Annotated in this window: 15 protein-coding genes; 13 read left to right on the top strand and 2 right to left on the bottom strand. The window is 27.2% G+C overall.

Annotation, left to right across the window (positions count from 1 at the left end; translation table 11 throughout):
* The first annotated feature begins 48 nt into the window (after nucleotides 1–48).
* From VP91_RS02780 to VP91_RS02765, 4 genes are read left to right on the top strand one after another with little or no spacing between them, the layout of a single operon-like run.
* Nucleotides 49–1,494, top strand: coding sequence for a TrkH family potassium uptake protein (locus VP91_RS02780; protein ID WP_169035914.1), 1,446 nt, complete (start codon nucleotides 49–51; stop codon nucleotides 1,492–1,494).
* A gap of 2 nt (nucleotides 1,495–1,496) precedes the next feature.
* Nucleotides 1,497–2,873 carry an AmpG family muropeptide MFS transporter gene (locus VP91_RS02775; protein ID WP_169035913.1) on the top strand — a complete coding sequence of 459 codons (1,377 nt, stop codon included), beginning with the start codon at nucleotides 1,497–1,499 and terminating at the stop codon, nucleotides 2,871–2,873.
* Nucleotides 2,863–3,624, top strand: a complete 762-nt coding sequence (locus VP91_RS02770) for an NlpC/P60 family protein (protein WP_169035912.1) — start codon at nucleotides 2,863–2,865, stop codon at nucleotides 3,622–3,624. Before VP91_RS02775 ends, VP91_RS02770 begins: the two co-directional genes overlap by 11 nt.
* A complete protein-coding gene (locus VP91_RS02765; protein ID WP_169035911.1) occupies nucleotides 3,602–5,137 on the top strand; it encodes a tetratricopeptide repeat-containing sulfotransferase family protein in 1,536 nt (511 codons plus the stop codon). The genes VP91_RS02770 and VP91_RS02765 overlap by 23 nt, the downstream gene beginning before the upstream one ends.
* Here the strand turns inward: VP91_RS02765 and VP91_RS02760 are convergent.
* Complete coding sequence (locus VP91_RS02760) at nucleotides 5,134–6,030, bottom strand: prephenate dehydrogenase (RefSeq protein WP_169035910.1); 897 nt, start codon at nucleotides 6,028–6,030, stop codon at nucleotides 5,134–5,136. The two genes, VP91_RS02765 and VP91_RS02760, sit on opposite strands and share 4 nt — an antisense overlap.
* 2 nt (nucleotides 6,031–6,032) lie before the next feature.
* On the bottom strand, nucleotides 6,033–7,115 hold the full coding sequence (hisC, locus tag VP91_RS02755; RefSeq protein WP_169035909.1) for a histidinol-phosphate transaminase: 1,083 nt from the start codon (nucleotides 7,113–7,115) through the stop codon (nucleotides 6,033–6,035).
* 182 nt (nucleotides 7,116–7,297) lie between these two features.
* On the opposite strand from hisC, the gene metX reads away from it, so the two are divergent.
* The 9 genes from metX to nadD all read left to right on the top strand — a co-directional run bounded on the left by metX (nucleotide 7,298) and on the right by nadD (nucleotide 14,421).
* Nucleotides 7,298–8,422, top strand: a complete 1,125-nt coding sequence (metX, locus tag VP91_RS02750) for a homoserine O-acetyltransferase MetX (protein ID WP_169035908.1) — start codon at nucleotides 7,298–7,300, stop codon at nucleotides 8,420–8,422.
* The gene (metW, locus tag VP91_RS02745) at nucleotides 8,419–9,015 is read left to right on the top strand and encodes a methionine biosynthesis protein MetW (RefSeq protein WP_169035907.1); all 597 of its coding nucleotides are present in this window, start codon (nucleotides 8,419–8,421) and stop codon (nucleotides 9,013–9,015) included. Before metX ends, metW begins: the two co-directional genes overlap by 4 nt.
* On the top strand, nucleotides 9,016–9,735 hold the full coding sequence (gene gloB, locus VP91_RS02740) for a hydroxyacylglutathione hydrolase (protein WP_169035906.1): 720 nt from the start codon (nucleotides 9,016–9,018) through the stop codon (nucleotides 9,733–9,735).
* Between the two features lie 65 nt (nucleotides 9,736–9,800).
* The gene (gene rplU, locus VP91_RS02735) at nucleotides 9,801–10,271 is read left to right on the top strand and encodes a 50S ribosomal protein L21 (RefSeq protein ID WP_169035905.1); all 471 of its coding nucleotides are present in this window, start codon (nucleotides 9,801–9,803) and stop codon (nucleotides 10,269–10,271) included.
* Between the two features lie 11 nt (nucleotides 10,272–10,282).
* Nucleotides 10,283–10,537 (top strand): 50S ribosomal protein L27, encoded by a 255-nt coding sequence (rpmA, locus tag VP91_RS02730; RefSeq protein ID WP_169035904.1) that lies wholly within the window; start codon nucleotides 10,283–10,285, stop codon nucleotides 10,535–10,537.
* Nucleotides 10,538–10,566: 29 nt separating this feature from the next.
* Nucleotides 10,567–11,550 (top strand): Obg family GTPase CgtA, encoded by a 984-nt coding sequence (gene cgtA / locus VP91_RS02725; protein ID WP_169035903.1) that lies wholly within the window; start codon nucleotides 10,567–10,569, stop codon nucleotides 11,548–11,550.
* Nucleotides 11,540–12,646: a glutamate 5-kinase gene (gene proB, locus VP91_RS02720; RefSeq protein ID WP_169035902.1), complete on the top strand. Its 1,107-nt coding sequence runs from the start codon at nucleotides 11,540–11,542 to the stop codon at nucleotides 12,644–12,646. The genes cgtA and proB overlap by 11 nt, the downstream gene beginning before the upstream one ends.
* 1 nt (nucleotide 12,647) lies before the next feature.
* Nucleotides 12,648–13,898, top strand: a complete 1,251-nt coding sequence (locus VP91_RS02715) for a glutamate-5-semialdehyde dehydrogenase (protein WP_169035901.1) — start codon at nucleotides 12,648–12,650, stop codon at nucleotides 13,896–13,898.
* Nucleotides 13,879–14,421 (top strand): nicotinate (nicotinamide) nucleotide adenylyltransferase, encoded by a 543-nt coding sequence (gene nadD / locus VP91_RS02710; RefSeq protein WP_169035900.1) that lies wholly within the window; start codon nucleotides 13,879–13,881, stop codon nucleotides 14,419–14,421. The genes VP91_RS02715 and nadD overlap by 20 nt, the downstream gene beginning before the upstream one ends.
* The last annotated feature ends 12 nt before the right edge of the window (nucleotides 14,422–14,433 follow it).

The raw sequence follows: 14,433 nt of genomic DNA, 5'->3' as shown, positions 1-14,433 counted from the left end.
TTCTTATAGAGTTGAAATTTATTTACCATAAAATAATGTTCTTTCAAAATGTCTAATTACAAAACTGTTTTTTTTACCTTGGGTATTTTGCAAATTATACTTGGAATATCTATGGTGATTCCATTTTTAACCCAGTTTATTTATTCTGAAATAGACTCCTCTTTTATAGGGGCTTCGATAATTTCAATAATATTTGGTATTTTATTTTTGTTGACAAATTTAAACCACGATAAAAAGTTAAACTTGCAACAAGCTTTTTTATTGACTGCACTTTCATGGTTAAGTATTGCAGTTTTTGGCTCTTTGCCATTTATTTTCTCTACACTTGAATTATCAATTACAGATGCTTTTTTTGAAAGTATGTCAGGTATTACCACCACTGGTTCTACAATTATTTCTAACTTGGAGAGTGCTCCTAAATCAATACTTTTATGGAGAGCTATGCTTCAGTGGTTGGGAGGGATTGGTATTATTGTGATGGCAATAACACTAATGCCAATAATGAATGTTGGTGGAATGCAACTATTTAAAATTTCAAATAATGACTCTTCAGAAAAAATATTACCAAAATCTTCTGAAATTGCATTGAGATTAATTTATGTTTATTTAGGATTAACAACTCTTTGTGCTTTAACTTATAAATTATTTGGAATGAGTTATTTTGATAGTCTTACTCACTCAATGACCACAATAGCTACCGGTGGCTTTTCAAATTATAATGAATCTATAGGATATTTTGATAGTTTATATATTGAAATATCATCAATGATTTTTATTCTATTGGGTAGCTTACCTTTTATTGCTTATATTAAATTTTTAAATGGTAATAAGAAAATATTTATTTCAGATGTTCAAATTAAATCTTTTATCAAAATAATAATTTTCTCAATCATCTTACTTTTTATTTATTCACTCTTTCATCAGAAAAATTTTTCTCAGGTTAATATCAGAGCTATTTTTTTTAATGTTATTTCTATTTTAACAGGTACAGGATATGTTACTGGAGAATTTGATGGATGGGGAAATTTTCCATTAATCTTTTTTTTAACTTTAATGTTTATTGGTGGTTGTGCAGGTTCAACAACATGTGGTATTAAAGTCTTTAGAATTCAAATTCTATATTTATTTATTATTAATCAATTAAAAAAGATTATTTATCCACGAGGAATTTTTATCATTAAATATGATAAAAATACTGTTGATTATAAGTTTATAGCTTCAATAATTTCATTTATTTTTTTATATATGGTCATATTTTTTTTAATAACAGCAATGTTATCTTTAAGCGGCTTGGATTTTTTAACTTCAATTTCAGGAGCAGCAACTTCAATCTCAAATGTTGGCCCAGGATTAGGGTCTATAATCGGCCCTAGTGGCAACTTTTCAAGTTTGCCTGAATTTTCTAAATGGATTTTAAGTCTTGGAATGATTCTTGGTAGATTAGAGTTATTTGCTATACTTGTGTTATTTCTACCTTCATTTTGGAGAAATTAATTATGATTGAAATTAAAAAACAATCTTTTTCAAAAACTTTTTCTGTGTATTTTGATAAAAGAATGTTTAAAATATTATTACTAGGTGCAATTTCTGGTTTTCCGTGGGTTTTAATTGGTAGTAGTTTAACTTTATGGCTCAAAGAAGAAGGTTTAAGCAGATCAACTATTGGCTGGGCTGGATTAATATTTGCTGTTTATGCATTTAACTATTTGTGGGCACCTCTAGTGGATAGACTTCGAATACCATATTTAACAAAAAAACTTGGTCATAGAAGAGGTTGGATAGTTTTAATGCAAATTATTATTTTGGCCTCTTTACTGACATGGAGTCTAATTAATCCCACTGAAAATTTAACATTATTAATCACAGTTGGTTTAATTATTGCTATTGCTTCTGCTACACAAGATATTACAGTTGACGCCCTAAGGATTGAACAAATAAATGAAAATGAAAGTAAATCAATGGCGGCTGGTGCTGCTATGGTTGTTGTTGGGTGGTGGAGTGGTTATAAGTTAGGTGGTGTAATAGCTTTATTTACAGCTCAACATTTGCAAAATATTGGCGTGGTTAATTATTGGCAAATTACATTTTTAATTTTGGGTATTATAGTCATCCTAATGAATATAGGCTTAATGTTTGTTCATGAAACCCTTTCCATTGAAAAACACCTAAAACAAAAAGAAACTGACAGACTTATTAAAAATAGGCTTGGATCAAAAAATATTATAACCACTTTTGTTGCTTATTTAGGGGGAACCTTAGGAGGTCCTATAATTAGTTTTTTCAAAAAAAATGGTTTTTCAATTGCACTTGGAGTTTTGTGCTTTGTTTTTTTATTTAAGATTGGAGAAGCTTTTCTTGGACGAATGTCGATTGTTTTTTATAAAGAAATAGGATTTTCTAAAGGTGATATTGCAATTTACTCAAAAACTTTAGGATGGATTACTACAGTTATTTTTACATTATTAGGTGGACTTTTTGTGATTAGATCTGGAGTTTTAAAAGCTATGTTTCTTGCAGGAATATTAATGGCTGCAACAAACTTATTATTTACTCTATTAGCATGGAGTGAAAGGTCTGAGTTATTATTTGCTATAGCAGTCATATTTGACGACATAGCTGCTGCTTTTGCAACAGTTGCATTCGTAGCTTTTATTTCCTTACTAGTTGACAGAACTTATACAGCAACACAATATGCATTGCTTGCTTCAATAGGGACTGCTGGAAGAACTACACTTGCATCATCTTCTGGCGCTTTGGTTGACTGGTTAAATGGTGATTGGGGCATTTTTTTTATCATAACTGCTATAATGGTAATCCCCTCTTTAATTTGCTTATTTTTTATTAAGGATAAATTAAGATTTCATGATGAATAATTATTTTTATAAAAAACCATTATCAAACATATACAAAAAACCATCTAATGCTTCAGAAATTACCTCACAAATTATTTACGGTGAAAAGTTTAATATTATATCTAAAAATAATAATTGGCTAAAAATAATAACATCGTTTGATAATTATATTGGATACATAAAAAATGAAAATTACATAAGAAATTTTGAACCTACACACAAAGTATTCGTCTTAAAAGCTAGTATTTATGATAAAGTTAGAAAAAAAACAAAATATTTTTTAACATTCGCTTCAAAAATATTAATAATCCAAGAAGATAAAAAATTTATAGAATTCGAAAAAAATAAGTGGATTAAAAAATCTAATATAAAAAAAATTAATCATATAGAAAAAAATTATATTAAAATATTTAAATTATTTTTAAATACTAAATATTTTTGGGGGGGTAAAACCTACAAAGGAATTGATTGTTCAGCAATTTTACAAGTAATTTTTTTTTATAATAATAAATTTTATCCAAGAGATACAAAGGACCAAGTAAAATATTCAAAAAAAAATATCAGTAAAGATACATTTAAAAAAGGAGATATCATATTTTGGAAAGGCCATGTTGCTATTTGTATTAATAGTAAGAAATTAATTCATGCATTTGGACCAAAAAAAATGGTAATAATAATGAGTATAAAAAAAACAATATCTGAAATTAAAAAAAACTCTAAACTTAATGTTATAAAAAAAATGAATATTAATGATCTCACAAGAAGAATTTAAAAAAAAAATTCATATAGTAGTAAATAAGCTTCAAGCTGGCTTATTTGATGAGGTAATTGCTGATGCGAAAAAACTACTAAAAATGAGTAATGATCAAGTAATAATTAATATTTTATCCTTAGCCTATCAAGGCAAAGGTGATTTTGATAATTCTATTGAGCTATTAAAAAAATTTCTTCAAGCAAACCCCAAAAATATTTTTTTTTTAAACAATATCGGTTTAAGTTATTTTAGAAAACATGAGTTAGATAAAGCAGAATATTATTATAAAAGAGCAATTGATGTAAATCCAAATTATTTAAATATCTTAAATAATTATGGAAATTTAAAAAAAGAATTAAATTTTTTTGAGGAAGCTTTGGAGTATTTTAAAAAAGCATTTCTTTTAGAAAGTGAAAATTTTGAAATTAATTATAACTTAGGTTCTACATATCAAGCATTGGGTGAAGAGCTAGAAGCTATAAAATACTTTGAAAAAGCATTAAAAATTAATCCTAACTTTACAAAAATTGACCGACATATTTCTTCCATGATCAATTATGATAAAAATAACAAACACTTTATTACTTTGAAAAAAAAAATTTTAAATAAAAAATTAAAAATTTATGAAAAATTAGAGCTTAACTTTGCACTTGGTAAAGCATATGAAGATATGAAAGATTATAAAAATGCTTTTATAAATATTGAAAAAGGTAACACACTTATGAAAAATTTTACTGAATACAACATCAATGCTGATGAAAAATTATTCAAAGATATAAAAAAATTTTTTATTAATAATTCTGTTAAACCTGCCAAAAAAAATAAAATTAAAACTATTTTTATTTTAGGAATGCCAAGATCAGGAACTTCTCTTGTTGAACAAATTATATCTTCTCATGAAAAAGTGTTTGGAGGAGGTGAGCTTGATTATTTAAATCAAATAGTTACTAAAAAAATTCTTAATAATTCTGACAAACTTGATAAGATTTTTGCTGAATCACAAGACGAATATATATCGAAAATATCCTTTAGAAGAGATAACTTGATAAATTTTACTGATAAATCTCCATTAAATTTTAGATGGATAGGATTTATATTAAATATTTTACCTAATTCTAAAATAATACACTGCCAAAGAGATATGCTAGAGGTTTGTTGGTCTAATTATAAAAATCAATTTGATCAAGGCTTATATTATTCTAATGATTTATACGATTTAACACGTTTCTACCATATGTACGATGATTTAATGAAATTTTGGGGCAATAAATTTCCCAACAAAATATATAATTTAGATTACGAAGCACTTGTTAATAATCCTGAAAAAACAATAAGAGAAATGATTAAGTTTTGTCAACTAGACTGGGATGATAATTGTTTAAAACATCACGAAAATAAAAGAGGAATAAAGACTGTTAGCTTTAATCAAGCTAGAAAACCAATATATAAAACTAAAATTAAGAATTCTTCATTATATGCTGATTATTTGGGCGAATTTAAAAAGTCCTTATTGATAAATAATAAAAATTAAGACCTCCCAAAATCTGGTTTATCAATATCTTGTTTCAATTTAATTATTTTTTTTCTAACTTTTTTAGTATCAGCTAGTTTTTTAATAATCGAATTGTTGTTTTTAGATTGAATATCTTTTTTAAATGAAAATAAATTTTTAACAAATAAATCAATAACTTTTGAAATATTTTTTTGATTATTAAATAAAATATCTCTCCACATAATTTCATTAGATGCAGCAATCCTTGAAAAATCTCTCAAACCACCTGCACTAAACTTTATTAAGTCATACCCTTGCTGTTTTTCAAAATCTGTTGCTGTTTTGACTAAATTATATGCAATTAAGTGGGGTAAATGGCTTGTCATAGAAAAAATTGAATCGTGTTTTTTAGAGTTCATAATTGCAACCTTAGAACCTATTTTTTTCCAAAATCTACTCAATCTTCCTAAGTGCTTAGTGTTGGTATTTTTTTGTTTTATCAATATACACCATTTGTTAAGGAATAAATTTTTTATACCATGCTCAGGTCCACTAACTTCTGATCCCGCTATGGGATGACTAGATGTCCAAAAAATTCCTTTTTTAAGTTTTTTTTCAATAAGTTCCATAGATTTTTCTTTAGATGAGCCAACGTCTGTAATGATAGTTTTGGATGATAAGTATTTATTTATTTTTAAAATTATTTTTTCATATTCTCCTAATGGAGTGCAAAATATTATTAGATCTAAATTTGGGATAATTTTTTTAAAATCATTTGTAATTACACATGGTAATTTCAATTTTTTAATCTTTAAAATATTTGATTTAGATTTTTCACAAATAAATATTTTTTTAGCTATTTTTTTATCAACTATTGCCCTTAATAACGAAGAGCCAATTAATCCACATCCTATTATTAAAATATTTTTCATAATTATTTAAATATACTTTTAATTGTTGCTATGAACTTTATATTTTCTTTTTTTGATCCAATTGTTAACCTCAGTTTATTTTTGATATTATATCCATCTTCTGTAGATCTTAATATTATACCTTTTGATTGTAGCTTATTAAATACGTAATTAGCTGAAAATTTACATTTATCAAAATTTAATAATAAAAAATTAGCAGTAATTTTATTTGAAAAAATGTTTAATTTTTCTAAAATATTTTTAAGTTTATTTGCTTCTATAATATTGTGCTTTACAGATTGATTAACAAAATTTTTATCTTTTAAGGCTTCTGTAGCTGCAATCTGAGCTAGTTGATTAACATTAAATGGTGGTTTAATCATGTTCATTGCATCAATAATCTTTTTTGAGGCATATCCCCAGCCTACTCTTAAAGAGGCTAATCCATATATTTTAGAAAACGTTCTTATTATAACTACGTTATCTTTATTTTTAAATAAATCTAAACTTGATTTATAATCTTTATTTTTCATATACTCAAAGTAAGCATCATCCAATACTAATAAAATATTTTTCCTTAATTTTTTTCTTAATTCAACTAATTCTAACTTAGTCAAATAAGTTCCTGTTGGATTATTAGGATTTGCAATAAAAACTATCTTTGTTTTTTTTGAAACACTTTTAATTATCTCTGATACAGAAACTTTAAAGTTTTTTTCTTTAGAAAAGATGACCTTTGTACCAATAATTTGTGCATAAATTCTATACATTAGAAAGCTATATTGAGGAACTACCACTTCATCAGATGGTTTTAAGTATAGTTGGCAAATCATTTGAATAATCTCGTCAGATCCTGCTCCACAAATTATTTTATTGAAATCACAATTAAACTTTTTTGAAATTTCCTTTCTTAAAATTTTTGATTTACTATCTGGATATTTTGAAAGTATTAAATCTTTATTATTTAAAATTCTCTTAACTTTTGAACTAACGCCTAATGCAGATTCATTTGCAGATAGCTTAATAATGCTTTTAATTTTGCCTATATTCGATTTGCCTGGTTTATAGGCTTTTATTTTAAATGTTTTAAATTTTGGAACTGTCATTTTGTTAATCTTATAAATAAAATATTAAATTTTCATACAGAATAAGTCATTTTTTAAAAAATTTGACATAAGAAATGCTATCTAGTACAAAAAATATGCGCTGATTTAACTGAATTGCGAGCGCTTAAAAAAAACCGCTAAATATGTTTTTTTATCTCTCAATTCAATTTTAGCCTTTATTTATGAATAAAAATATAAACATAAAAAGTTTAATAATTGATAAGCCATTGAAGCTAGATTGTGGACAGACTATTGATAACTTTCCTTTAGCTTATGAAACTTATGGCTCTCTCAATAAAGAAAAAGACAATGCTATTTTGGTGTTTCATGCCTTAACGGGTGACCAATTTTTATCTGGAATAAATCCAATTACAAAAAAAGAAGGCTGGTGGTCTCATGCTGTTGGCTCAAACAAGGCTATAGATACCGAAAAATATTTTGTAATTTGTGCAAACGTAATTAGTGGATGTTTAGGTTCTTTTGGTCCTAGCAACACTAACACTGATACTAATAAAATTTACGGAACTACCTTTCCTATAATTACAATAAATGATATGGTAAATGCTCAACACAATCTTTTAGATTATTTTAAAATTGAAAAATTATTTGCAGTCATGGGTGGATCAATGGGTGGTATGCAGGTTCTTCAATTTGTGAGTAATTTTCCTGATAAGGCAAGAATAGCAATTCCAATTGCTTGTACTTCAAGTCATTCGGCACAAAACATTGCTTTTAACGAACTTGGTAGACAATCTATAATGGCAGATAATAATTGGTTAAACGGGGATTATGCAAATCAAAATAAAAATCCTGATAAAGGATTATCTGTTGCAAGAATGGCTGCTCATATAACCTATTTATCTAAAAATGGCTTACAAGAAAAATTTGGTAGAAAATTACAAGAAAGAGGTGATTTAAAATTTAGTTTTGATGCAGATTTCCAAATAGAAAGTTATCTAAGATACCAAGGGAGTGTATTTGTAGATAGATTTGATGCTAACAGTTATTTATATATCACAAGGGCTATGGATTATTTTGATTTATCCAAAAAATATAACGGAAATTTATCAAAAGCTTTTGAAAAAACAAAAACTAAATTTCTAGTTATATCATTCACCTCTGACTGGCTTTACCCAACCTCTGAAAATAAAGAGATTGTTATTGCTTTAAATGCTATTGGTGCTGATGTTGCATTTGTTGAAATTGAGTCGGATAAAGGACACGATTCATTTCTTCTTGATGTTCCTGAATTTTTAAATACTTTAAAAAATTACATCAACAACTCTTATTCAAAAATTTCAAGATGAAGCAAGAATTCAAAATAATCTCAGATTTTATTGAAAAAAATACAAGAGTTTTAGATGTTGGTTGTGGTGATGGAACATTAATAGAATTTTTACAAAATAATAAAGAAATAGACATAAGAGGAATTGAAATTTCTAAAGAAAATTCTCAAAAATGTGTAAGTAAAGGACTGACAGTAATTGAAGGAGATGCTGAAAAAGATCTTTCCCAATTTCCTGATAAATCTTTTGATTTTGTAATATTAAGTCAAACGCTCCAGGCTTTCCTTAATCCAGAAATAGTTATTCAGGAGCTATTAAGAGTGGGCAAAAAAGCTATTGTTACGGTGCCAAATTTTGGGTTTTGGAAAGTAAGACTTCACTTGTTAATGAAAGGAACAATGCCAATTACAAAAAATCTACCTGATGAGTGGTATAATACTCCAAATTTACATATGTGTACTATCAAAGATTTTTATAAATTCTGTTATGAAAGAGATATTAAGTTAGATAAAGCATTGGCACTTCGCGATGAAAAAATATCCACTATTAACAAATCAAACCTAAATATAAAAAACTTATCAGCAGAGCTTGGTATTTTTTTAATTGAAAAATAAATGAAAACTAAAATAATACCTTGCTTAAAAGATAACTATTCTTATTTAATAATTGATGAAGAAAATAATATTGCTTGTGTGGTTGACCCCAGTGAAGCTGAACCTATTATTAAATACCTAGAAGGTACTCAAATTAAATTAAAGTTTATATTAAATACTCATCATCATTATGATCATGTAGGAGGAAATCAAAAATTAAAAGAAAAGTATGGAGCAAGTGTTATTGGATACAAGGGAGACAAAGATAGAATTCCAGGAATAGATATATTGGTAAATGATCAAGAAACTTGGGTGTATAAAAACTTTGAGGCAAAAATAATTCATATTCCAGGACATACACTGGGTCATATATGTTTTTATTTTCATAAAGATGAATCAGTTTTTTCTGGAGATACTCTTTTTTCTTTAGGTTGTGGCAGGTTGTTTGAAGGAACTTATAAACAAATGTTTGACTCACTAAAGAAACTAAAAGAGTTACCAAAAAATACAAAAGTTTTTTGTGGTCATGAATATACACTGCAAAATTCAAAATTTTGTGTTTTTCACGACACAAACAATAAAAATCTTAAAAATAAAATAAATGATATAAAAATAAAATTAAAAGCTGGCCTACCAACCATTCCAACTACTATTAAGGATGAATTGGAGTGTAATATTTTTCTTAGGTCAGACAATATAGAAACCTTTTCAAAATTAAGGGATTTAAAGGACAATTTTTAGCTTATTCGCTCTTGACTATAATAGGCTCCCGACTATATTGCTGCTTATAAAAAATAGATTAAACAATGTCATACGCAATCATACAAACAGGTGGAAAACAGTACAAAGTAAAGGCTGGAGAAATCCTTAAAATTGAAAGACTAGAAGACTCTAAGCTTGAAACTAAGTTAGAATTTAAAGAAATCTTAGCCTACGGGGATGATAAAAATATTGAAGTTGGATCACCAACAGTTGAGGGTGCTAAAGTTGAAGCAGACCTTGTTGAAAATGGAAAAAATAGAACAATATTAATTTTTAAAAAAAGAAGAAGACAAAATTCTAGAAGAAAAAATGGTCATAGACAGCAATATTCATTAATAAGAATTAGCAAAATTTTTTCAAAAGATGGGAAAGTTTTATCTGAAGCAAAAAAAATGGTTAAACCATCTAAAAAAACTGAAAAAGTAAAAGTTGTGGCAGAAACTAAAATTGAAACAAAAAAAAATAAAGCTAAGGTAGTCACTAAAAAAACTGAGACTAAAGTAGCAAATAAATAATTAGATAAATTATGGCAACAAAAAAAGCAGGTGGATCATCGAGAAACGGAAGAGATAGTGCTGGTCGTAGACTGGGTGTTAAGAAGTATGGTGGTGAAGTAGTAATTCCTGGTAATATAATTGTTAGACAAAGAGGAACAAAAATTTTTCCCGGCGAAAATGTGGGAATGGGTAAAGATCATTCAATTTTTTCTGTTGTTGAAGGAAAAGTGGTATTTAAAAAAGGTAGATTTGATAGAACATTCGTTTCCGTAAAACCCAATTAGTAGTACAACTAAAAACTAACAGTTGTAATATGAAGTTTCTAGATCAAGTTAAAATTTATGTAAAGGCCGGCAACGGTGGGCATGGCTCTCCTAGTTTTCGTAGAGAGAAGTTTATTGAGTACGGTGGACCAGATGGTGGTGATGGAGGTAAAGGTGGAACCATATTCCTGAGGTCAGAAAGAAATTTAAATACTCTTATTGATTATAGATTTCAACAACACCACAAAGCTGGAAGAGGAGTGAATGGTTCTGGTCAAAATCGTACAGGTCATGGTGGAGAAGATTTATTTTTAAAAGTTCCAATAGGTACACAAGTATTTGAGGAAGATAATAAAACTTTAATCTATGATTTTAAAAAAGAAGGTGAAGAATTTGTTGTAGCCAAAGGTGGTAAGGGAGGTCTTGGGAATACTAGATTTAAAAGCTCTACAAATAGGGCTCCAAAAAAATTTACAAAAGGTGCGGTAGGTGAAGAATATGTAATTTGGCTTCAATTAAAAACTATTGCTGATGTTGGTATTGTAGGTTTACCAAACGCAGGTAAATCTAGTTTGTTAGCAGCTATTACAAATGCTACACCAAAGATATCAAATTATAAGTTTACAACTTTAAACCCAAATCTTGGTGTTGCAATTTATGATGATAAAGAAATAACTTTAGCTGACATACCTGGGTTAGTTGAGGGTGCACATGAAGGTGTGGGTCTTGGAATTCAATTCTTAAAACATATAGAAAGATGCAAAACATTAATGCATTTAATAGATATTACTGATGAAAATATTGAAAATACATATCAACAAGTTAAAAAAGAGCTTAGTAGTTACAGTAAGGAAATTCTGGAGAAAAAAGAAATAATTGTATTAAACAAAACAGACTTATTGAATAAAGAAGAAGTAAAAGAAATTGTGAAAAAATTTTCTAAAAATAAAAAATCTGAAGTAGTGACTCTTTCAACACTAGAGAAAGGATCTATATCAAAAATTAAAGCTAAATTACTTTCATATGTATCTTAAAGACTCTAAAATAATTGTAATTAAAATTGGCTCCACTTTATTGATAGATCAGAATAAAAAAATTAGAAAGATATGGCTTTCTGAATTTGCCAAAGATATTAGAGAATTAATTAAAAAAGATAAAAAAATTATTATTGTAAGCTCAGGTGCTATTGCAATGGGCTGTAAAAAACTTAACTTAAATAAAAAAAATCTCAAAATTGATAAAAGTCAGGCAGTAGCATCAATTGGACAAATTGAGCTTATGAACTTATTTTCAGAAATATTTGTTAAACAAAAAATTAATATATCTCAAATTTTACTTACACTAGAAGATACAGAGCAAAGAAGAAGATCATTAAATGCAAAAAGAACATTTGATAATTTATTTCAACTAGGCTTTGTGCCCATTGTTAATGAAAACGATACTACAGCAACTACAGAAATTAAATATGGTGACAACGATAGACTGGCTTCTAGAGTGGCACAAATATCTGGAGCTGACTCACTAATACTTCTTTCTGATGTTGATGGTCTTTATACACAAAATCCTAAAATCTATAAGAATGCAAAATTATTAAAAGAAATAAAAAATATTGATAAGGATATAGAAAAAATTGCAACTAAAAGCATTAGTGAACATGGAACCGGTGGAATGAAAACTAAAATTGATGCAGCAAAAATCTGTCAGTTATCAGGATGCCAAATGGCAATAGCTAATGGCTTACTTATGAGGCCTATTAAAAAAATACTTAAAGATAATAATTGTACCTGGTTCTTGCCAAAAATATCAAAATTAGATGCTAGAAAAAAATGGATTATTAGTTCTATTTCTCCTAAAGGAGAAGTTGTTATTGATGATGGTGCCAAAAAAGCTCTCTCTAATGGCAAAAGTTTATTAGCAGCTGGAATTACAAAAGTATCTGGTAAGTTTAAAAAGGGTGATCATATAAAAGTTTTAAATAAAAAAAATTTTGAATGTGCTAGAGGCTTAAGTTCATTCTCATCTGATGAAATATTGAGAATTATGGGTTGTCATTCTAAAGAAATTGAAAAAATATTAGGATATGTTTCAAAGTCTGAAGTTATACATAAAGATGATATGGTAGAAATATAAAATGAACCAATATATGAATTTAATAGGGAAAAATGCTAAGAAAGCGGCACTTGAAAAAGTTAACACTAAGGTTAAAAATAAAATTCTAAAAAGATATGCTTTCCTACTAGATAAAGAGAAGAACTCTATAATTGCAGAAAATACGAAAGATATAAAATTTGCTTTACAAAAAGGACTTAAAAAAAATTTAATTGATAGGCTAGCTATTAATCATAAAAAATTAGACAATATAAAAACCTCTATAAATAAAATCATTAAACTAAAAAATCCTATTGATAATACTCTTGAAAAATGGAGTAGACCTAATGGATTAAAGATTAAAAGAGTATCCATTCCTATTGGGGTTATTGGAGTTATATATGAAAGTAGACCCAATGTTACTTCAGATGTTGCTAGTTTATGTTTTAAATCAGGAAATGCTGTAATTTTAAAAGGAGGCTCAGAGGCAATAAACACTAATAAAATTTTAGCTAAATTGTTTAGAAAGGCCCTCAAAGAAAATAAAGTTAATGAAAACTTTATTCAGTTTGTAGATTCTAAAAATAGAAAAATGGTAGATTATATGCTTTCAAGAATGAAAGATTATATTCATGTAATCATACCTCGTGGTGGAAAAAATTTAGTAAAAAGAGTTCAAGAATTTTCTGCTATACCTATCATTGGACATTTAGAAGGTCTATGTCACACTTTTGTTGATAAAGATGCAGAATTAAAAATGGCTATAGATATCATCTATAATGCTAAATTAAGAAATACTAGTATTTGTGGTGCAACCGAAACCATCTTGCTTCATGAGAAGATTGTTAAAAAATTTTGTAATCCTATTTTGAAAAGATTAGAAGAAAGTGGCTGTAAAATATATGGAGACCATTTTTTATGTAAACACTATAATGGAAAAATTTCTGCTGCAAAAGAAAAAGACTGGTCTACGGAATACTTAGCACCTACAGTATCTGTAAAGACTGTAAAAAATCATGAAGAAGCAATTAAACATATCAACAAATATGGCACTATGCACACAGACTCTATTATTACTAAAAATAAAAAGACTGCAAAAAAATTTTTAAAAAATGTGAAAAGTTCAATAGCTATGCACAATACATCAACACAGTTTGCTGATGGTGGAGAGTTTGGATTTGGTGGTGAAGTTGGTATTTCAACAAATATCCTTCCTCCAAGAGGGCCTGTAGGTTTAGGTCAACTCATTTCTTACAAATATGAAATTGTTAGCAATGGTCAAACTAGAAAATAAATTGAAAACTGAAAAAATAAATATTGGTGTTTTAGGAGGTACATTTGATCCTGCACATAAAGGACACTTAGAAATATCAAAGCAAGCCAAGAAAAGATTCAATCTAAAGAATGTTATTTGGGCAATTACAAAACAAAATCCATTTAAAAATGAAAGTAAATCAAATTTAAGAAGTAGAATAAAATTTGCAAAAAAAATAATAGGAAAAAAAGACTATATTAAACTAAAATTTTTTGAAGAAAAGATAGGGTCTAATAAGACAATTGATTTAATTAAACATTTAACCAAAGAGAAAAAAAATGAAATTTATTTCATTATGGGTGCTGATAATCTTATAAATTTTCATAAGTGGCATAAATGGAAATCTATTGTAAAAAAATGTAATATCCTTGTATTTGATCGCCAGGGGTATAAAGCTAAATCATTAAAGTCAGTAACCTTTAATAGAGCAAATAACAAAAGCTTAACATTTGTTAATTTTAATAAAGTTAATATTTCATCTTCTCAATTAAGAAAAGTTTGATAAGGTTTATTT

Origin of the sequence: Candidatus Pelagibacter communis (assembly GCF_012932795.1) — a bacterium.
In the GTDB taxonomy this organism is placed as follows: domain Bacteria; phylum Pseudomonadota; class Alphaproteobacteria; order Pelagibacterales; family Pelagibacteraceae; genus Pelagibacter; species Pelagibacter ubique_S.
Note: the sequence above shows the minus strand (reverse complement) of the source record. Positions and strands in the feature narration are given on the sequence as shown.